We start from the raw sequence: 20,131 nt of genomic DNA, 5'->3' as shown, positions 1-20,131 counted from the left end.
CTCGGGGATCAGCTCCGCTCTTATTTCAGGAAGTAGATAACGGCGAACAGGACGATCCAGACGACGTCGACGAAGTGCCAGTAGTACGACACGACGATCGAGGAGGTCGCCTCCTTGTGCCCGAAGTTCTTGACGGCGTAGGCGCGGCCGATGACGAGCAGGAAGGCGATGAGCCCGCCGGTGACGTGCAGGGCGTGGAAGCCGGTGGTCAGGTAGAAGGCAGACGCGTACGAGTCGGCGCTGATGGGCATGCCCTCAGCGACGAGCTGTGCGTACTCCCACACCTGGCCTGAGACGAAGACCGCGCCGAGCGCGAATGTCAGGAAGAACCACTCGACCATTCCCCAGCCGAGCATGCCGCGCTTCTTCGTCGTGTACGGCTGAAGCCGCTCGGCGGCGAAGACGCCCATCTGGCAGGTGACGGAGGAGAGGACCAGGATCACGGTGTTGATGAACGCGAACGGAACGTTCAGCAGCTCTGTCCGCTCAGCCCACAACTCGGGTGAGGTGCTGCGGAGCGTGAAGTAGATCGCGAAGAGTCCCGCGAAGAACATCACCTCACTGCCGAGCCACACAATGGTGCCGACAGCTACCGGGTTGGGCCGCTTGATCGTTCTCGCCGCCGGGGCATACGTCGCTGAGGTCGTCACCCTTCCATTATGGCCGATCCGAGGGGGTGATTCTTGCACCGACAGCCCTGTTTTTGCCTCCCAGGGACTTAGGCAACCCTAAGAAGATACTGCGAATCGTCGGTGAATCGGCGGGAAACAGCGGATGCTGGCGGCCGTCATCTCGGCGTCGACGTCGATGCGCGCGGATAGGATCGCTGACATGGCTGATTCGCTGACCTGGTCCGACATGCTCACCTCTCTTCTGGAGCGTCGTGATCTCAGTGTCTGGGAGTCGACGTGGGCGATGCGCCAGATCATGCAGGGCAAGGTGACCGAGGCGCAGCTGGCAGGGTTCCTCGTCGCACTCCGCGCGAAGGGTGAGACCGTCGACGAGATCGTCGGGTTCCGCGATGCGATCCTGGAGTCGGCCGTGCCGCTGCCGGTGTCTCCGAACGTGCTCGACATCGTCGGTACCGGCGGAGACCGGGTCGGTACCGTGAACGTGTCGACGACGGCAGCGATCATCATCGGTGCGTCCGGCATTCCGGTGGTCAAGCACGGCAACAGAGCAGCGAGTTCGGCCTCGGGGTCCTCCGACGTGCTCGGGGCGCTCGGACTCGAACTCTCGCTCGATCCAGCGGCGGTGGCCTCCGCCCTCGACCGCACCGGCATCACGTTCGCGTGGGCGGCGGCGTTCCACCCCGGCTTCCGGCACGCGGCCACTGTGCGCTCCGAGCTCGGCGTTCCGACGGTCTTCAACATGCTCGGCCCTCTTTGCAACCCGGCCAGGGCCGAGGCGAACGCGGTCGGAGTCGCGCACCTCGAACGCGTGCCGCTGATCACCGGCGTGTTCCGCACCCGGGGTGCGACGGCTCTCGTCTTCCGTGGCGATGACGGGCTCGACGAGCTCACCACTACGGGTCACAGCAGGATCTGGGAGGTGACCCGCGGCGATATCCACGAGCACGACCTGGACCCGCGCGACCTGGGCATCCCTCTCGCCGAGCTGTCCGATCTCATCGGGGGATCCCCGCAGCACAACGCCGAGGTGCTGCGCCACACGCTGACCGGGGCGCCGGGGCCGGTGCGCGACATCGTGCTCCTGAACGCGGCTGCCGGCATCGTCGCATTCGAGCTGTCGCAGGATGCCGCGCAGGTGCAGCGGCCGATCCTGGAGCGGTTGCGCGAGGGATACGAGCGCGCATCGGAGGCCGTCGACGATGGTCGCGCCGCCGCCAAGCTCGATGAATGGGTCGCGGTCAGCCGAGAGCTCGCCTCCGCCTAGGCGCATGATGGATCCCGCCGCCGCACTCCTGGAGATCGCCACTCTGCTGGAGCGCGAACGGGCGTCGCGCTATCGGGCCAAGGCGTTCCGCCAGGCTGCCGCCACGCTGCAGGGGCTGACCGAAGAGGTGCGCAACGATCCGGCGCGGCTGCGGGCGAGCAAGGGGATCGGAGAGTCCACATTCGCGGTCATCCGGCAGGCGCAGGCCGGCGAAGTGCCTGACTATCTGGTCGAACTGCGCGGCGAGGTGGAACCGGAGCGCATCTCGGCACTGCGATCTTCGCTGCGCGGCGACTTGCACGCGCATACGGATTGGTCGGATGGAACGACCTCGATCGCCGTGATGGCCGAGGCGGCGCGCGCCCTCGGTCATGAGTACCAGGCGATCACCGACCACTCACCGCGGCTTCGCGTCGCGCGCGGGCTCTCCGCTGAGCGGCTCCGCGAGCAGATACCGCTCGTGCGGGCGCAGTCCGGCGAGGGATTCCGGGTTCTCGCCGGCATCGAGGTCGACATCCTCGAGGACGGGAGGCTGGATCAGGAGGACACGCTGCTCGGCGAGCTCGACATCGTCGTGGCATCCGTCCATTCCAAGTTGCGCATGGATGCGAAAGCGATGACGGCGCGAATGATCGCGGCGGTGTCGCATCCGAGGGTGAACGTCCTCGGCCATTGCACGGGCCGTCTCGTTCAGGGGGAGCGCGGCACGCGCCCGCAATCGCAGTTCGACGCGACGGCGGTCTTCGCGGCCTGCGCTGAGAACGGTGTGGCCGTGGAGATCAACTCACGCCCGGAGCGGCAGGACCCACCGGATGACCTGATCTCGCTCGCGATGGATGCCGGGTGCCTCTTCTCGATCGATTCCGATGCGCACGCCCCTGGGCAGCTGTCGCTGCTCGATCATGGTGCCGAACGCGCGGAGCGCGCCGGGATCCCGGCTGCGCGCATCGTGACGACGTGGGGTCTGGAGAGGCTGCTCGCCTGGGCGGAGTGAGAGCAGGTCAGACGGTCGATACCGCGGCGACGGCGCGCGTCATGGAGGTGCCGAGGTTCCACTGCTCGGCCAGCGCCGTGGCAGCATCCGCCTCAGCAGGGTCGAGCATGCGGAGCGCGATACCGGGGACGGCGATGTCGAGGTTCCTCGCGACTTCCACAACGGTCGGGGCGACGTCGAGGTAGTCGGAGGCTGCGAGGATCTTCGCGCTGACGCCGGCGCTCATGCCTTCGCCGGCGGCTGCGGCGGTGCGGATGCCGGAGAGATCGCCGTGCGTCTGGAGGAGTGTGGCCGCGGTCTTCTCGCCCACGCCGGCCACTCCGGGAAGGCCGTCGGAGGCATCGCCGCGCATCGTGGCGAAGTCGGCGTACTGCGAGGGTAGTACCCCGTACTTGGCGACCACGGTCGCGTCGGTGACGATCTCGAGGTTGCTCATGCCACGAGCCGTATAGATGACCCGGATGTCGCGGGCATCGTCGACGAGCTGGAACAGATCGCGGTCTCCGGTGACGATGTCGACGGGGATCGTCGCGCGGGTCGCGAGGGTGCCGATCACGTCGTCGGCCTCGTGCTCCGTGACTCCGATGATCGGAATGCCGAGCGCCGTCAACGTCTGACGGATCAGCGGGATCTGCGCTTCAAGCGGATCTGGCACCTCTTCGACGTCAGGAGCGCCGGCGACGACCTCGACGACGCGGTGCGTCTTGTAGCTCGGGATGAGGTCGACTCGCCACTGCGGTCGCCAGTCGTCATCCCAGCAGGCGACGACGTGCGTCGGTTCATAGAGGGTGACGAGCTTGGCGATGATGTCGAGCAGGCCGCGCACCGCATTGACGGGGGAGCCGTCCGGCGCCTTCACTTTGTCGGGAACACCGTAGAAGGCGCGGAAGTAGAGGCTGGCGGTGTCGAGCAGCATCAGGCGGTCGGCGCGGGTCATGGGGACAGTCTGGCACTCGGTTCCGACACCTGCGCGGGATCAGCAACCGGGGGAGTCGGGTTTCTCGGTGCAGGTATGCGCGACGAGGGCGGTGTGCGCTTCGAAGATACGGATCTGTTGGACCGGACCGTCGGTGGTGAGTTCTCCGTTGATGGGGAACCATCCGGTGCCGAAGTCGATCTCGGCGGTGTAGCGGACGTCGACGTCGGCGGGATAGGTTCCGCGGTCCTGGTAGACGTGGCTTGTCGGGGTGGGGGTGAACTGCGCTTGACCGAGGTCCGCCCAGGACGCTCCGCCGGTGGTGGTCGTGGTGGAGGAGCTGTCGCCGTATTGGAAGTCGTATGCGATCGGGGTGAAACGGACGGAGAGCGATCGGCCGAACAGTGTGCCGGACTGCGTGGTGATGGATGCGGTGGTGACGAAGTTGGTGGGCATGCCGGCGATGCCGACGTTGTCGGGTTCTCCGGTGAGGGTGGCGGGCGTCGGGGCGAACTGAGCGAGGTCGGTGATCGTGATCGGTCGGACACCCGGAGCCACGTTCTCTTCGGCGGGAGCTTCTTCTGCTTCCTCGGCGCTTCGGAAGCACTCGATGAAACTCCAGCTGCGCAGGCAGGTCTCGAAGTCGAGTTCCTTCGGCGGCGGGGAGGACTCGGATTCTTCACCCGAATCATCGTCGGGGTTGAAGACGGGATCGGTGCCGGGGGTGGTCTGTTCGCCGCCGACCGTTATCGCTGTTCCGTTGTTCTCAACTCCGCAGCCCACGGTCACAAGCTCAATTTCGTTGCAGCCGTCGGACATTGGAGTAGTGAGAAGGACGGCTCCAAGGAGCAGCACCGTCAACATGGTGCGTCCGTCGCAATCTCATACTTTGCGATGTGCAATTGATCTGCGTTGCCGACGAACTTGACTTCCACGCCATACACATCGCTCCGTTCGGGAGCAGTGACGTCTTCGCCGTTTGAGTTGAGCGCTCGCGCCATAGTTACATCAAGACACACCAACGCAGTTACCTCGGCGACTGCATCACCGTGACTTGCCTGGACCCCTGCAAACGATAGGAGTGCGGTTGGGCCAAGGATTCGAAGACCTGCCTCCTCCAGTTCCCTGGCCGCCTTCACATCGGACTCTAGAACCTCGCCGGTGAGGAACTTGCGCGGGTCTGCGGTGTTATCGCCGCTGCGTAGAGCGTTCACCGCATCGTTGTACGCCCTATACGTTTCTTCCGCCGCCGCGAAAGCTTCCTCTTCCGAGGCGAAGGCCGCGGTCGGGGTCGGTGTCGGCTCCGCTTGCGGGGAGCATCCGACCAGCATTGCGGCCGACAAGACGAGCACGCCGAGGGCGGCCAGGGGAGTCGACGCAGTCCGTACGAGAGTCACCCCGACACGTTAACCCGAATGCGTCCGCATCCGTCAGAGTTATCCACAGGACTGGCGGTGAGGCTCGAGTCCCGCGGCACCCGATCTTCTGATAATCTGAACTGTCACTCGTGGCGTGCATACGCGCGCGCTCGTGACGAGCAATCCAATCCATTCGCTGCGAAGCATGATTTCGGCCGTGCGCGGCCGCATCTTCCAGCCCGAGTTCCATTCACAAGGACAACCCACTACATGACTACCGCAACGACCGCCCCGGCCACCAAGCAGGTCGCCATCAACGACATCGGATCTGCTGAGGACTTCCTGGCCGCGGTCGAGAAGACCCTGAAGTTCTTCAACGACGGCGACATCATCGAAGGAACGATCGTCAAGATCGACCGCGATGAGGTTCTGCTGGACGTCGGCTACAAGACCGAGGGTGTCATCCCCTCGCGCGAGCTCTCCATCAAGCACGACGTCGACCCCAACGAGGTCGTCAAGGTCGGCGACGAGGTCGAGGCTCTTGTTCTCCAGAAGGAGGACAAGGAAGGCCGTCTGATCCTCTCCAAGAAGCGCGCACAGTACGAGCGTGCCTGGGGAGACGTCGAGAAGATCAAGGAGAACGACGGCGTCGTCACCGGTACGGTCATCGAGGTCGTCAAGGGTGGACTCATCGTCGACATCGGCCTTCGTGGCTTCCTTCCGGCTTCGCTCATCGAGCTGCGCCGCGTCCGCGACCTCACGCCGTACCTCGGCCAGGAGATCGAGGCGAAGATCCTCGAGCTCGACAAGAACCGCAACAACGTCGTGCTCAGCCGCCGTGCGCTGCTCGAGCAGACGCAGTCGGAGTCGCGCACCACGTTCCTGAACAACCTGCACAAGGGTCAGGTCCGCAAGGGTGTCGTGTCGTCGATCGTCAACTTCGGTGCGTTCGTCGACCTGGGCGGCGTGGACGGCCTCGTGCACGTCTCCGAGCTGTCCTGGAAGCACATCGAGCACGCCTCCGAGGTCGTCGAGGTTGGCCAGGAGGTCACCGTCGAGATCCTTGAGGTCGACCTCGACCGCGAGCGCGTCTCCCTGTCGCTGAAGGCGACGCAGGAGGACCCGTGGCAGGTCTTCGCCCGTACCCACGCGATCGGTCAGGTCACGCCGGGTAAGGTCACCAAGCTCGTTCCGTTCGGTGCGTTCGTTCGCGTCGCAGACGGCATCGAGGGCCTCGTCCACATCTCCGAGCTCTCCAGCAAGCACGTCGAGCTGGCCGAGCAGGTCGTGTCGGTCGGCGAAGAGGTCTTCGTCAAGGTCATCGACATCGACCTCGAGCGTCGCCGCATCTCGCTCTCGCTCAAGCAGGCGAACGAGTCGGTCGACCCCAACGGCACCGAGTTCGACCCGGCGCTGTACGGCATGCTCGCCGAGTACGACGAGAACGGCGAGTACAAGTACCCGGAGGGCTTCGACGCCGAGACCGGTGCTTGGAAGGACGGCTTCGACTCGCAGCGCGAGGCATGGGAGCAGGAGTACGCTGCAGCCCAGGCTCGCTGGGAGGCTCACAAGACTCAGGTCACCAAGGCGGCCGAGGCTGAGGCAGAGGCCGGCGCCGACTTCGGTGGACAGGTGTTCTCCAGCGAGGCGACCGGTGCTGGCACCCTCGCCGACGACGAGGCTCTCGCGGCTCTGCGCGAGAAGCTCTCGGGCGGCAACGCGTAAGCACAACGCTCAGAAACGGGCCGTCACCTTCGGGTGGCGGCCCGTTTCGCGTCTCCAGGACCGGAGGCTTTCGATGACCGATCCAGAAGACGGGACGGCCAGAGCGGATGCCGGCGACTCGCGTGCCAGGATGGAAGCATGCCTCTCATCGCACTCACCGGCGGCATCGCGTCCGGAAAGTCGACCATCGCGAGGCGTCTGGCAGACCATGGAGCGATCATCGTGGACGCCGACCAGATCGTCCGAGACGTCCAGGCCCCCGGGTCTCCCGTGCTCCAGCAGATCGCGGAGGCCTTCGGTGACGGCGTCATCACCGCGGAGGGCGCGCTCGATCGCGCGTCCCTCGGCGCGAAGGTCTTCGGTGACCCAGAGCTCCTCGCCCGATTGAACGGGATCGTGCACCCGGCGGTCCGCGCCGAATCGCAGCGCCGGTTCGAGGAGGCGCAGGCCGCCGACCCGTCGGCAGTCGTCGTGTATGACGTGCCGCTGCTCGTCGAGGCGCGCGTCGACGATCCCTGGGACCTCATCGTCGTCGCGCACGCCCCGGTCGCAGAGCGGCTGCGCCGGCTCGTTGAACTGCGCGGCATGGATGAGCGATCGGCCCAGGAGCGGATCGACGCACAGGTGTCCGACGATCGGCGTCTTGCGATCGCCGATGTCGTGATCGACACCGCCGGCACGATCGAGGAGACGCGGACCCAGACCGATGCCCTCTGGGAGCGGGTCCGCGCCCAGTGAGCGCGGAATCCTTCTCCGGGCACGCGCCGGGATCGCCCTCCTTCCGGCGCCTCATCACGGGCCTCTTCTTCGCCGGTATCGCGACGTTCGCGCAGTTGTACTCGCCGCAGGCGGTGCTGCCGGCGATCGCCGATGATCTCGGCATCACCCCGGCCGCTGCCGCGCTGAGCGTCTCGGCGGCGACACTCGGACTGGCCGCCGCGGTGATCCCGTGGTCAATGGTCGCGGATCGCATCGGCCGGATCCGCGCGATGGGCGTCGGAGTACTGGCGGCGACGGCGCTCGGTCTGTGTGCTCCTCTGAGCTCGGAGATCGGGATTCTGCTCCTGCTGCGGTTCGCCGAAGGGATCGCGCTCGGTGCTGTTCCCGCGGTCGCGTTGGCGTACCTGAGCGAGGAAGTCGGAGCGCGTCATGCGGCGGCGGCAGCGGGAAGCTACATCGCGGGTACCACCGTCGGCGGGCTCGTCGGTCGCATCCTCTCCGGAGTGGTGGGCGAAGCGGCGGGATGGCGGGCAGGTATCTGGGCTGTGGCGGCGCTCTGCGCTGTGGCGGCGGCGCTGTTCCTCTGGCTCACGCCGCGGGCGCGCGGCTTCGTGCCCCGTCGGATGCACGATGACGGTCCCAGCATCCTCACGACCCTCCTGGTGCCGCTGTGGTCCTCGACGCAGCTGGCACTGTACGCGCAGGGATTCCTGCTGATGGGCGCGTTCGTCGCGGTCTACAACTACCTCGGCTTCCATCTCTCGGCAGCGCCATTCCTGCTGCCGGCATGGCTCATCACATCGCTGTTCCTGGCCTATCTCGCCGGAACCGCCTCCTCGCCGTTGGCGGGGTCGCTCGCGTCGCGGCACGGGCGATATCCGGTGCTGCTCGGATCGATCGCGTTGACATCCTGCGGTGCGGTTCTGATGCTGGTGCCGGTCGCTGCCGTCGTGCTCGTCGGTCTGGTGCTCTTCACTGCCGGTTTCTTCGGCGCTCATGCCGTTGCATCCGGCTGGGCACCCGCGGCCGCGGCCGCGGAGAGCCGCGCCCAGGCGTCGTCTCTGTACTACTTCGGCTACTACGCCGGGTCGAGCCTCTTCGGATGGGGGCTCGGTCTCGTGTTCGGTCACGAAGGATGGACCTGGTTCGTGCTTCTGGTCGTGGGGATGTGCGCGGTCGCTGCCTTCTTCGCCGTGGTCGGATTGCGCGCCGTCCCGTCCGGGCACGTCTGACGCACGCACAGAGGTTCGAGCCCGATGTGCGTCCAAGGGCCCATTCTGCAAAGGTTGCCTGATGCACAAGCGCTATCTCGCCGCGTACGACGATCAGCTCCGCACGGATTCCGAGTCCGTACATGCCCTCGATACCGTGATGCACGGGCCGCTGCGTCTGTCAGTCTTTCCCGGTGGACGCGGCTTCATCAGCTATGCCGATCTCGGGGGAGCAGATGCGCAGAGGATCGGGGAACTCGTCGACGCGGCCATCGAGCACTTCCGCGCTCTGCCCGGCACGACATCGGTCGAGTGGAAGACGCGCGGGCACGATCACGCTCCAGGACTGCATGAGGCGCTCTTATCGCGTGGATTCATCGCTGAGGATCCCGAGTCGATCATGATCGGCGAGGCCGTGCTGCTCGCACATGACGTGGCAGTGCCGGAAGGCGTCGAGATCCGCCGGACGCGCAGCGACGCCGATGTCTGGGCGATGGAGGAGATGCAGGGAACGGTGTTCGAGGATCCGGATTGGCGGACGAGAGCGGAGACGACGCTGCGTCGCGTGCACGAGGACGACACGGTGGAACTCTGGATCGCCCTCGACAGCGGACGAGTGGTGAGCGCCGGGCGTCTCGAGCCCGTCGAAGGAACCGAGTTCGCGGGCCTCTGGGGCGGCGCCACGTTGCCCGAGTGGCGCGGTCGAGGCATCTATCGCGCACTCACCGCGCAGCGGGCGCGATCCGCTCTCGTCCGCGGCAAGAGGTACCTGCAGTCGGATTGCACGGAGTTCTCAAGACCGATCCTGGAGCGCTCCGGGCTGGTCAAGGTCTCGACGACGACTCCGTACGTGTGGACGAAGCCGGCACGCTGAACAACGGCAGTCGGTGGGTTTGTACGTATCATTCACAATTTGACCCGACCCCTTCGTGATTGATAATCTGGCGGCGGGGAGAATGTAATTCTGGGGATTCCGCGTCTGCGGTGTCAGCAACCGTTCTCGGTGCGCGCAATGATGCGCCCGTGGTTTTCGGCGAATGTGGCTGTCCATCGCGGGTGTCTTGCTGTGCGCTGACCCACGTCCGCACGCAAACGAGGAGTCCAAAGTGGTAGATAACAAGTCCCAGCTGTCGCGTCGCACGGTCGTCAAGGGCGCTGCGTGGTCGATACCCGTCATCGCCGTTGCAGCGTCCATGCCCCTGGCAGCCGCAAGCCTGCCGGAGGTCGGAACGAACCTCGGTCCGCTTTACGCATCGTCGGTCGACATCTCCAGCATCAACGTGAACATCGGGGCATTGCAGTTCGACTGCTACCCGGGCATGACGTCGGCTGACATCGTCACCGCGCTGGTGCACGAGATCACCTTGACGTCTACGAACGCCGCGCCTTTCGACATCTCGAACCTCATCGTTCAGGGCTTGGGCTGGACCGTCGTCGCCGGCGCGACCGCGACGAGCGTCACCATCCGCCACGTAGCCACGGATTCCACCTGTGAAGGATTCGTCCAGGGGCCGTCGCTGTACTTCAACGGACAGGTCGCGGCGACGAACAGCATCACTGTGTCGGCGCTCGCCTATAACGCCGACTTCACGGTGGCGCCGCTCATGATCCAGCCTGCGTCCGGCACCGGCGCGCTCGTCGGCCCGGCCTGAGCAGACGCCGAGCGAGTCGTTCCTTCCGGGGCGGCTCGCTTTCGCGTTCCTAGCCGACGGCCTGCTCGCCACGATCGGCGGCACGGCGGGCACGCCTGCGGCGAAGAAGCACGACGACGCCGATGATCAGAGCGATCAAGGCGACACCGGCGGCGATCGGGACGATGATCGCCAGCGCCGCGAGGAGGAACGATGCGCCGTCTTCGGCGGTGCTGAGCACCGGAGCCGCCAGCCCGCCGGTCGTGGCGTTCGCCGCGACGCGCGCTGTCGCCTTGACCACGTGAACGACGAGGGCGATCGCAATGCCGACGACGACAGGCACCCAGGTGTTGTCGGTGAAGAACGACGCAGGATCGGCGACGGCGACCGTCTGCGCTCCGGATCCCGCCCCGAAGGCGATACCTCCGGCAGCCGGGCGGATGATGCTCTGCACGATGTCATTCACGGAGTCGAGCGCCGGGATCTTGTCGGCGACGATCTCCAGCAGCAGGAGGGCTCCGAGGATCCAGAGGGCGACGTCGCTGGACAGCCACGACCAGCCGGCAGGCAACGCCATCGCCGGCAGCAGGCGGTCGGCAAGGCCGAGCAGGAACAGGGGCATCCACGCGTTGAGACCAGCGGATGCGGCCAGGCTGGAGCCGATGATGAACTCGATCACGCCACCACTCTAAGCGGGGCGTCAATCTCAGAGCCCAGTGTCGGAGCCCACTCGTAAGCTGGGATCATGCAACCCACGCGCAGTGTCCGTCCTTTCGAGGTCATCAGCGAGTACGCGCCGGCGGGCGACCAGCCCGCGGCGATCGCCGACCTCGCCGCACGGATCAATGCCGGTGAGACCGACGTCGTCCTGCTGGGTGCCACCGGCACGGGAAAGTCCGCGACCACGGCGTGGCTCATCGAACAGGTGCAGCGTCCGACGCTGGTGCTCTCGCACAACAAGACGCTCGCGGCTCAGCTGGCCAACGAGTTTCGCGAGCTCATGCCGAACAACGCGGTCGAGTACTTCGTCTCCTATTACGACTACTACCAGCCCGAGGCGTACGTACCGCAGACCGACACATTCATCGAGAAGGACTCCTCCGTCAACGCCGAGGTCGAGCGACTGCGGCACTCCACGACCAACTCACTGCTCTCGCGCCGCGATGTCGTCGTGGTGTCGACGGTCTCCTGCATCTACGGTCTCGGGGCGCCGGAGGAGTACCTCCGCGCGATGGTCGCACTCCAGGTGGGGGAGCGATACGACCGAGACGCGCTGATCAGGCAGTTCATCTCGATGCAGTACAACCGCAACGATGTGGACTTCTCCCGCGGCAACTTCCGGGTGCGCGGCGACACGATCGAGATCATTCCCGTCTACGAGGAGAGTGCGATCCGCATCGAGTTGTTCGGCGATGAGATCGAGGCGCTGTACTCCCTGCATCCGCTGACCGGTGAAGTCATCGAGAAGCTCGATGCGGTGCCGATCTTCCCGGCCTCGCACTACGTCGCCAGTACCGATGTGATCCAGCGGTCCATCGGCACGATCGAGGCGGAATTGGCCGATCGCCTGGCCGAGTTCGAGCGGCAGGGCAAGCTGCTCGAGGCGCAGCGTCTGCGGATGCGCACGACCTTCGATCTGGAGATGCTGCAGCAACTGGGCTTCTGCTCCGGAATCGAGAATTACTCACGACACATGGACAACCGCTCACCTGGTGAGCCGCCGCACACGCTGCTGGACTTCTTCCCCGACGATTTCCTGCTGGTGATCGACGAGTCGCACGTGACCGTGCCGCAGATCGGGGCGATGTACGAAGGAGACGCCTCGCGTAAGCGCACGCTGGTGGAGCACGGTTTCCGGCTGCCGAGCGCAATGGACAACCGGCCTCTGCGCTGGGACGAGTTCAAGAACAGGATCGGGCAGAGCGTCTACCTCTCGGCAACCCCGGGCAAGTACGAGATGGGGATCGCCGACGGCATCGTCGAACAGATCATCCGCCCGACCGGTCTCGTCGACCCGCAGATCATCGTCAAGCCGTCCAAGGGGCAGATCGATGACCTGCTCGAGGAGATCCGTCTGCGCGTCGAGCGTGACGAGCGCATCCTCGTCACGACGCTGACGAAGAAGATGGCCGAAGAACTGACGGACTTCCTCGGCGAACATGGTGTGCGCGTGCGCTACCTGCACTCCGATGTCGACACGCTGCGTCGCGTCGAGCTTCTCAGCGAGCTGCGTGCCGGGGTCTACGACGTACTCGTCGGCATCAACCTGCTCCGTGAGGGCCTCGACCTTCCCGAGGTCTCGCTGGTCGCGATTCTCGATGCCGACAAGGAGGGCTTCCTCCGTTCGGGAACGTCGCTGATCCAGACCATCGGCCGCGCCGCACGAAATGTGTCTGGCGAGGTGCACATGTATGCCGACAAGATGACCGATTCCATGGCGAAGGCGATCGATGAGACCGATCGCCGCCGCGAGAAGCAGGTGGCGTACAACCTGGAGAGGGGCATCGACCCGCAGCCGCTGCGGAAGCGGATCGCCGACATCACCGAGGTGCTCGCCAGAGAGGGCGCCGACACCGCAGAGATGATGTCCAAGCGCGGGCGTGCAACCGGCAAGGGCAAATCGCCGACGCCGAACCTGCGGCGCACCGGCATCGCAGCCGAGGGTGCTCAGCAGTTGGAAGCCACGATCCAGGACCTGTCCGACCAGATGCTCGCCGCTGCCGGGGAACTCAAGTTCGAACTCGCAGCGCGTCTACGCGACGAGGTGCAGGACATGAAGAAGGAACTGCGCGCGATGGAACGCGCCGGACACGCCTGATCGCGAGCGGAGCTGACCCACATGGATGACGCGGGGAACGAGCTCGCCGATCGCATCCGCGCTCTGCTGAGCGCCGACGTCGCTCTGGAGGAGCGCCGCATGTTCGGCAGCCGCGCCTTCCTGGTCGAGGGGCGGATCCTCGTCGGGGCACGAAAGGGCGGTGTTCTGCTCGTTCGTGTCACCACCGAGCACGGCGCGGCATTGCTGACTCAGCCCGGTGCCACCCCGGCGGTCATGGGGGCGCGAACCATGAGCCCGAACTGGCTGGATGTCGCGCCGAGCGCGATCGAAGACGACGATGCGCTGATGTTCTGGCTCGACGCCGCGAGGGAGGACAGCGCGACGCTGAGCTGATCCCTACGGGCAGTGCATCAGTGGTTTCGGGCCGGAACGGTCGATCTCGTGCTCCGTCATCGGGGCGCCGCAGAGGGGACACGCCCTTTCTGCGCGCTCTGCTGCGGTCGGCGGCGGTGTCTTCTCGTACGGGCCGACGGACGCAGGCCCGGCCAGGCGCACCAGATTCGAATTGAACCATGCGTAGAACCCGCCGGCTTCGCGGATGCGCGTGCGGAGAGGTTCGCGGTCGGTGTCCTTGGTCATGTTCATTAGTGTACTAACTATTAGGGCGGATGTAAGATCATCTCTCGTGACGGCCTCTGACGATCTGCTCCGGCTGGAGAACCAGCTCTGCTTCGCGCTTGTGACGGCGGCGCGCAACGTCGTCGCGATCTATCGGCCGATCCTCGAGCCCCTCGGTCTCACGCATCCGCAATATCTCGTGATGCTGGCGCTGTGGGAACGCTCTCCTCGCGCGTTGAACGATCTCGCAGCCGACCTCGCGCTGGAGCCCGCCACCGCATCGCCGCTCGTGAAACGACTCGAGAAGGAAGGACTCGTCACCCGGCAGCGCAGCGCCGGCGACGAACGCCGTCTCGACATCACGCTCACCGATTCCGGGCGGGCACTGCGGGAGCGTGCCCTCGATGTGCCGCAGCAGGTGATGTCGGCGGTGGGGATGGATGTCGATGAAGTCGCGACGTTGCGTGACGGCGTCGCACGGTTCGCGGGGCGCACCGAAGGAGTGTGATCGCGATGCGCTGGTCGCGAACTCGATTGTCCGCCGGAGCCAATGTCGGTGGCCCCTCGTAGACTTGATCGGTGCCTATTGTCCCCGTTGTCACCCCAGGAAAACTCAGTGTTCGCGGTGCCCGCGTCCACAACCTCAAGAACGTCGACATCGACATCCCTCGCGACTCGCTGGTCGTGTTCACCGGGCTGTCCGGCTCCGGCAAGTCCAGCCTCGCATTCGACACGATCTTCGCCGAAGGGCAGCGCCGGTACGTCGAATCGCTGAGCGCGTATGCGCGCCAGTTCCTCGGCCAGGTCGATCGGCCAGACGTCGATTTCATCGAGGGCCTGAGCCCCGCCGTGTCGATCGACCAGAAATCCACCAACCGCAACCCGCGCTCGACGGTCGGCACGATCACCGAGATCTATGACTACATGCGACTGCTCTGGGCGCGTATCGGCATTCCGCACTGCCCGGAGTGCGGTGAGAAGATCCAGCGTCAGACCGTGCAGCAGATCGCGGATCAGCTCATGGAACTTCCCGAGCGCACCCGGTACCAGATCGTCGCCCCGGTCGTCTCGCAGAAGAAGGGCGAGTTCGTTGACCTGTTCCGCGAGCTCGGCGCGAAGGGCTACTCGCGTGCGATCGTCGACGGCGAACTCATCCAGCTCGCCGAACCGCCGACACTGAAGAAGAGCTACAAGCACGACATCGCCGTGGTCGTCGACCGGCTCGTGGCATCCGATGACATCCTCGGCCGCGTCACCGACTCGGTCGAGACCGCACTCGGACTCGCCGGTGGCGTCGTGCAGGTCAACTTCGTCGATGGCGAGGGGGACGACGCCTGGCAGACTTTCTCCGAGAAGCTGGCGTGCCCCAACGGTCACGCGCTCACCCTCACCGAGATCGAGCCCCGCACCTTCTCATTCAACGCGCCGTTCGGTGCGTGCCCGTCCTGCTCCGGTCTCGGCACCCGGATGTCGGTCGACGTCGACCTCATGCTCGGCGACGAGGACCTCTCCATCCGCGAAGGCGTCATCATTCCCTGGACGACCCAGGGCAAGGGCCTCTTCCAGTACTACGAGCGGCTGCTCGAGGGTCTCTCCCGTGACCTCGATTTTTCGTTGGACACCCCCTGGCGCAAGCTGCACTCCGACGTGCAAGACGCGATCCTGCGCGGCGAGAACTACAAGGTCACCGTCAAGTGGAAGAACCGCTACGGGCGGGAGATGCGCTACGCATCGGGCTTCGAGGGCGTCGTCCCCTATATCGAACGACAGTACCTGCAGGCGGAATCCGACAACCAGCGCAACCGCTGGGGGGAGTACCTCCGAGAGGTGCCCTGCCCGGTCTGTCAGGGCAACCGCCTCAAGCCCGAGGTGCTCGCCGTCCAGGTGCACGGACACTCCATCGCCGAGGTCTCGCACCTGAGCCTCGCAGACGCGCGCGGCTTCATGGAGAAGCTCGTGCTCACCGACCGCGAGGCGAAGATCGCGGCCCAGGTGCTTCGCGAGATCCGGCTGCGGCTCGACTTCCTGCTGCAGGTCGGACTGTCATACCTCAACCTCAGTCGCTCCGCCGGCTCGCTCTCCGGCGGTGAGGCGCAGCGCATCCGCCTGGCGACGCAGATCGGCTCCGGCCTCACGGGCGTGCTCTACGTCCTCGACGAACCCTCGATCGGCCTGCACCAGCGCGACAACCGCCGCCTCATCGACACGCTGATCAAGCTCCGCGATCTCGGCAACACTCTCATCGTCGTCGAGCATGACGAAGAGACCATCGAGGCGGCCGACTGGGTCGTCGACATCGGTCCAGGAGCCGGTGTCAACGGCGGTGAAGTGGTCCATTCCGGTCCTTACTCGGCGCTGCTGAGCGACAAGAACTCGATGACGGGGGACTACCTCTCCGGTCGCCGTGAGATCCCGATGCCGAAGAAGCGGCGCAAGATCGACAAGAAGCGGCTGCTGAGCGTCGTCGGTGCCAAGGCGAACAACCTGAAGAACGTCACGGCGGACTTCCCGCTCGGCGTGCTCACCGCTGTCACCGGCGTGAGTGGTTCCGGCAAGTCTTCGCTCGTGAACGACATCCTGTACCAGGTGCTCGCGTCGCGCCTGAACGGAGCGCGCACGGTGCCGGGCAAGCACACGAGGGTGACCGGGCTCGACAACCTCGACAAGGTCGTTCACGTCGACCAGGCACCGATCGGACGCACCCCCCGATCGAATCCGGCGACCTATACGGGTGTGTTCGATCGCATCCGCACCCTCTTCAGCGAGACCCCCGAAGCCAAGGTCCGCGGCTACCAGCCGGGGCGCTTCAGCTTCAACGTCAAGGGCGGACGCTGCGAGGCGTGCTCCGGCGACGGCACGATCAAGATCGAGATGAACTTCCTGCCTGACGTCTATGTCGACTGCGAGGTCTGCCACGGCAAGCGCTACAACCGCGACACCCTCGCCGTGCACTACAAGGGCAAGAACATCGCCGAGGTTCTCGAGATGCCGATCGAAGAGGCAGCGGACTTCTTCGAGCCGATCCAGGCGATCCACCGGTACATGAAGACGCTCGTCGACGTCGGACTCGGTTACGTGCGCCTCGGTCAGTCGGCGACGACCCTCTCCGGCGGCGAGGCTCAGCGCGTGAAGCTGGCGACCGAGCTCCAGCGCCGCAGCAACGGCCGCAGCATCTACGTGCTCGATGAGCCGACGACCGGTCTGCACTTCGAAGACGTCCGCAAACTCCTCGAGGTGCTCAACGGCCTGGTGGACAAGGGCAACACGGTCATCGTCATCGAACACAACCTCGACGTGATCAAGTCCGCGGATTGGGTGATCGATCTCGGGCCTGAGGGCGGCTCTGGTGGTGGCGAGATCATCGCGACCGGCACTCCGGAACAGATCGCTCGCGCCGAGCAGAGCCACACCGGGCAGTTCCTCGCGGAAATCCTCGGGGAAGGGCGCTCGGCGCGGAAGGCCAGCTGATGGCCGATGTCCTGCCCTACAAGCCGCGGGCGGGGGAGATTCCCACCGACCCCGGCGTGTATCGCTTCCGCGACGCCGAGGGCCGAGTTCTCTACGTCGGCAAGGCGAAGAACCTCCGCCAGCGGTTGTCGAACTACTTCGCTCCGCTGCGCACGCTGCACGAACGCACCCGCCGGATGGTCACGACGGCAGCATCCGTCGAATGGACGGTGGTGCCCACCGACGTCGACTCGCTGCAGCTGGAGTACATGTGGATCAAGGAGTTCGATCCGCCGTTCAACGTGCGCTACAAGGACGACAAGTCCTATCCGTTCATGGCGGTGACGCTCGGCGACGAGGCGCCCCGGGTGATCGTGACCCGCAACCATCGCATTCCTGGGGCGAAGTACTTCGGGCCCTACCCGAAGGTGTGGGCGGTGCACGACACCATCGACCTGATGGTCAAGGCCTTCCCGATCCGCACCTGCAGCGACGCCAGCTACAAGCGCGCCATGCAGACCGGACGGCCCTGCTTTCCCGGCCAGATCGGCAAATGCGGCGGCCCCTGCTCGATGACGGTGACGGTCGAAGAGCACCGTGCGATGGTCGACGATTTCGTCGCCTTCATGGCCGGTGGCGATGAGCGCTTCACCAAGGAGCTCACGAAGCGGATGCTGGCGGCATCCGCGGCGATGGATTACGAAGCGGCCGCGAAGTTCCGAGACAAGCTCTCGGCGATCGAGGCGGTGCTCGGCAAGAGTGCACTGGTGCTCGCCGCCGACGAAGACGCGGATCTCTTCGGCATCGCCGAGGACGAGTTGGCCGCGGCGGTGCAGCAGTTCGTGATCCGCGGCGGGCGCGTGCGCGGCGTGCGGGCGATGACGATCGAGAAGGAGATCGACATCACCACCGGTGAGCTCGTCGATCAGGTGCTGCAACGCGCCTACGGCGAAGCCGAGGACGTGCCGCGCCGCATCCTCGTGCCGACACTTCCCGACGACGTGGTCGAACTGGAGTTGTGGCTGCGCGAACGACGAGGAAAGAAGATCGAGATCACCGTCGCCCAGCGGGGGCAGCGGGCAGACCTGATGCGCAACGCGACGCTGAACGCGCAGCAGGCCCTGATCAGGCACAAGACGCGCCGCACCAGCGACTACGTCGCCCGCACTCAGGCGCTCACCGATCTGCAGGAGGCGCTGGAACTCGAAGAGGCACCGCTGCGGATCGAGTGCTTCGACATCTCCCATCTCGGCGGCACCAACGTCGTCGCCTCGATGGTCGTATTCGAAGACGGGCTTCCACGAAAAGACCAGTACCGCTCGTTCAACATCCCTGAGACGACCGACGACACCGACTCGATGTACCAGGTCCTCCGCCGCCGTCTCGCGTATCTCGACCGGCCGGACCTGCAGGCCGATTCAGAAGCCGTCCTCGACGAGGAGACAGACGCAGGAACACAGGCGAAGCGGAAGCCGCGCTTCGCGTACCCGCCTCAGTTGCTGCTCGTCGACGGCGGGAAGCCGCAGGTCGAGGCGGCCGCACGAGCCCTTCGTGACGCCGGTCATACCGAGATCGCGGTGTGCGGCATCGCCAAGCGACTCGAGGAGATCTGGCTGCCGGGGGAGGATTTCCCGGTGATCCTGCCGCGCACCAGCGAGTCGCTGTACCTGCTGCAGCGACTGCGCGATGAGGCGCACCGCTTCGCGATCGTCCACCAGCGCAAGAAGCGCAAGCGCGACATCTCGACGGTGCTCACCGAGGTCCCCGGTCTCGGTGCGTCGCGGATCAAGACCCTGCTCAAGCACTTCGGTTCGGTCACGGCGCTCCGCGCCGCGCAGCCGGGGGAGATCGAAGAAGTGCCGGGTATCGGCCCCGTGCTCGCCCAGAACATCCATACGCATCTCTCCACTCGCTAGGCTTGAGAGGACGGGGAGAAGGAGCAACATGACAGACGAGGACAAGGGCGAGTTCCTCATCGTCACAGGTATGTCGGGCGCAGGCCGGACGACGGTCGCCAACGCGCTGGAGGACCTGGGCTGGTACGTCGTCGACAACCTCCCGCCGCAGATCCTCCGTCCGCTGCTCGACCTCACTGACATGGGTGGCGGCGCGCTCCCGAAGGTCGCGGCCGTCGTCGATGTGCGCGGTCGCAACCTGTTCGACGATTTCCCTGGCGTGGCGAGGGCGCTTCGTGCCCGAGGCAGCGTGAGGGTGCTGTTCCTCGACGCTTCTGACGACGTCCTGGTCCGGAGATTCGAGTCGGTCCGGCGGCCGCAACCGCTGCAGGGCGACGGCACGCTCCTCGACGGCATCCGGATCGAGCGGTCCAAGCTCGCCCCCATCCGCGAGGCCGCCGATCTGATCATCGACACCTCGAATCTGAACATCCATCAGCTGGCCACGCAGGTTTCTCAGATGTTCTCCGAGGAGGGCGCGGCGAGGCATCGCGTCACCCTGCTCAGCTTCGGGTTCAAGTACGGGCTCCCGACCGATGTCGACCTCGTCGCCGACATGCGTTTCCTGCCGAATCCGTTCTGGAACGAAGAGCTTCGCGGACTCACGGGCCAGGACGAACAGGTGAAGGAGTACGTCCTCTCGCGGCAGGGAGCCGAGGAATTCCTCGATGCCTACGCGGCCGCGCTCGCGCCGGTTCTCGAGGGGTACCAGCGCGAGAACAAGAGCCATTCGACGATCGCGATCGGCTGCACAGGCGGCAAACACCGCTCCGTGGCGATGTCTGAAGAGCTGGCGCGCCGGCTCAAAGCGATCCCGGGAGTGGCGGTCAACGTCCGTCATCGGGATCTCGGACGCGAGTAGCAGAGCGTTCGGCCGAGTA

Annotated in this window: 19 protein-coding genes; 13 read left to right on the top strand and 6 right to left on the bottom strand. The window is 65.6% G+C overall.

Annotated elements, in window-relative coordinates:
• Nucleotides 1-20: 20 nt before the first annotated feature.
• Entirely contained in the window at nt 21-650 is a 630-nt protein-coding gene (locus MRBLWH12_RS06625) for a cytochrome c oxidase subunit 3 (RefSeq protein WP_341974392.1), read from the bottom strand.
• A gap of 181 nt (nt 651-831) precedes the next feature.
• Between MRBLWH12_RS06625 and trpD the strand changes: the two genes are divergently transcribed.
• Both trpD and MRBLWH12_RS06615 read left to right on the top strand, forming a co-directional pair.
• Nucleotides 832-1,896 (top strand): anthranilate phosphoribosyltransferase, encoded by a 1,065-nt coding sequence (gene trpD, locus MRBLWH12_RS06620; protein ID WP_363547380.1) that lies wholly within the window; start codon nt 832-834, stop codon nt 1,894-1,896.
• Nucleotides 1,897-1,903: 7 nt separating this feature from the next.
• Complete coding sequence (locus MRBLWH12_RS06615) at nt 1,904-2,890, top strand: PHP domain-containing protein (RefSeq protein ID WP_363551313.1); 987 nt, start codon at nt 1,904-1,906, stop codon at nt 2,888-2,890.
• A 7-nt stretch (nt 2,891-2,897) separates the two neighbouring features.
• Here the strand turns inward: MRBLWH12_RS06615 and MRBLWH12_RS06610 are convergent, their stop codons facing one another.
• The 3 genes from MRBLWH12_RS06610 to MRBLWH12_RS06600 form a co-directional block, all read right to left on the bottom strand.
• A complete protein-coding gene (locus MRBLWH12_RS06610) occupies nt 2,898-3,827 on the bottom strand; it encodes a 5'-3' exonuclease (RefSeq protein ID WP_363547378.1) in 930 nt (309 codons plus the stop codon).
• A gap of 39 nt (nt 3,828-3,866) precedes the next feature.
• Nucleotides 3,867-4,595 carry a hypothetical protein gene (locus MRBLWH12_RS06605; protein WP_363547375.1) on the bottom strand — a complete coding sequence of 243 codons (729 nt, stop codon included), beginning with the start codon at nt 4,593-4,595 and terminating at the stop codon, nt 3,867-3,869.
• 68 nt (nt 4,596-4,663) lie between these two features.
• Complete coding sequence (locus tag MRBLWH12_RS06600; RefSeq protein ID WP_363547372.1) at nt 4,664-5,203, bottom strand: hypothetical protein; 540 nt, start codon at nt 5,201-5,203, stop codon at nt 4,664-4,666.
• Nucleotides 5,204-5,434: 231 nt separating this feature from the next.
• Here MRBLWH12_RS06600 and rpsA point away from each other — a divergent pair, with 231 nt between their 5' ends.
• The 5 genes from rpsA to MRBLWH12_RS06575 all read left to right on the top strand — a co-directional run bounded on the left by rpsA (nt 5,435) and on the right by MRBLWH12_RS06575 (nt 10,472).
• A complete protein-coding gene (rpsA, locus tag MRBLWH12_RS06595; protein ID WP_341974397.1) occupies nt 5,435-6,889 on the top strand; it encodes a 30S ribosomal protein S1 in 1,455 nt (484 codons plus the stop codon).
• A 138-nt stretch (nt 6,890-7,027) separates the two neighbouring features.
• A complete protein-coding gene (gene coaE, locus MRBLWH12_RS06590) occupies nt 7,028-7,627 on the top strand; it encodes a dephospho-CoA kinase (protein ID WP_363547369.1) in 600 nt (199 codons plus the stop codon).
• Complete coding sequence (locus tag MRBLWH12_RS06585; RefSeq protein ID WP_363547366.1) at nt 7,624-8,841, top strand: MFS transporter; 1,218 nt, start codon at nt 7,624-7,626, stop codon at nt 8,839-8,841. The genes coaE and MRBLWH12_RS06585 overlap by 4 nt, the downstream gene beginning before the upstream one ends.
• 61 nt (nt 8,842-8,902) lie before the next feature.
• Nucleotides 8,903-9,694, top strand: coding sequence for a GNAT family N-acetyltransferase (locus tag MRBLWH12_RS06580; RefSeq protein WP_363547363.1), 792 nt, complete (start codon nt 8,903-8,905; stop codon nt 9,692-9,694).
• A 232-nt stretch (nt 9,695-9,926) separates the two neighbouring features.
• On the top strand, nt 9,927-10,472 hold the full coding sequence (locus MRBLWH12_RS06575; RefSeq protein WP_341974401.1) for a hypothetical protein: 546 nt from the start codon (nt 9,927-9,929) through the stop codon (nt 10,470-10,472).
• Nucleotides 10,473-10,521: 49 nt separating this feature from the next.
• On the opposite strand, the gene MRBLWH12_RS06570 is transcribed toward MRBLWH12_RS06575, so the two are convergent.
• On the bottom strand, nt 10,522-11,130 hold the full coding sequence (locus MRBLWH12_RS06570; protein ID WP_341974402.1) for a DUF4126 domain-containing protein: 609 nt from the start codon (nt 11,128-11,130) through the stop codon (nt 10,522-10,524).
• Between the two features lie 66 nt (nt 11,131-11,196).
• Here MRBLWH12_RS06570 and uvrB point away from each other — a divergent pair, with 66 nt between their 5' ends.
• The gene (uvrB, locus tag MRBLWH12_RS06565; protein ID WP_363547359.1) at nt 11,197-13,269 is read left to right on the top strand and encodes an excinuclease ABC subunit UvrB; all 2,073 of its coding nucleotides are present in this window, start codon (nt 11,197-11,199) and stop codon (nt 13,267-13,269) included.
• Between the two features lie 21 nt (nt 13,270-13,290).
• Complete coding sequence (locus MRBLWH12_RS06560; RefSeq protein ID WP_363547356.1) at nt 13,291-13,623, top strand: TfoX/Sxy family protein; 333 nt, start codon at nt 13,291-13,293, stop codon at nt 13,621-13,623.
• 3 nt (nt 13,624-13,626) lie between these two features.
• On the opposite strand, the gene MRBLWH12_RS06555 is transcribed toward MRBLWH12_RS06560, so the two are convergent.
• A complete protein-coding gene (locus tag MRBLWH12_RS06555) occupies nt 13,627-13,869 on the bottom strand; it encodes a hypothetical protein (RefSeq protein WP_407358146.1) in 243 nt (80 codons plus the stop codon).
• Nucleotides 13,870-13,915: 46 nt separating this feature from the next.
• On the opposite strand from MRBLWH12_RS06555, the gene MRBLWH12_RS06550 reads away from it, so the two are divergent.
• The 4 genes from MRBLWH12_RS06550 to rapZ all read left to right on the top strand — a co-directional run bounded on the left by MRBLWH12_RS06550 (nt 13,916) and on the right by rapZ (nt 20,112).
• On the top strand, nt 13,916-14,356 hold the full coding sequence (locus tag MRBLWH12_RS06550; RefSeq protein WP_341974406.1) for a MarR family winged helix-turn-helix transcriptional regulator: 441 nt from the start codon (nt 13,916-13,918) through the stop codon (nt 14,354-14,356).
• A 71-nt stretch (nt 14,357-14,427) separates the two neighbouring features.
• Nucleotides 14,428-17,316: an excinuclease ABC subunit UvrA gene (gene uvrA / locus MRBLWH12_RS06545; RefSeq protein WP_341974407.1), complete on the top strand. Its 2,889-nt coding sequence runs from the start codon at nt 14,428-14,430 to the stop codon at nt 17,314-17,316.
• Nucleotides 17,316-19,211 (top strand): excinuclease ABC subunit UvrC, encoded by a 1,896-nt coding sequence (gene uvrC / locus MRBLWH12_RS06540; protein ID WP_341974408.1) that lies wholly within the window; start codon nt 17,316-17,318, stop codon nt 19,209-19,211. The genes uvrA and uvrC overlap by 1 nt, the downstream gene beginning before the upstream one ends.
• A 28-nt stretch (nt 19,212-19,239) precedes the next feature.
• A complete protein-coding gene (gene rapZ / locus MRBLWH12_RS06535; protein WP_341974409.1) occupies nt 19,240-20,112 on the top strand; it encodes an RNase adapter RapZ in 873 nt (290 codons plus the stop codon).
• Nucleotides 20,113-20,131 lie beyond the last annotated feature (19 nt).

Origin of the sequence: Microbacterium sp. LWH12-1.2 (genome assembly GCF_040675825.1) — a bacterium.
Taxonomy (GTDB): domain Bacteria; phylum Actinomycetota; class Actinomycetes; order Actinomycetales; family Microbacteriaceae; genus Microbacterium.
The sequence above is the reverse complement of the archived record's forward strand: the minus strand, read 5'-3'. Positions and strand labels throughout refer to the sequence as shown.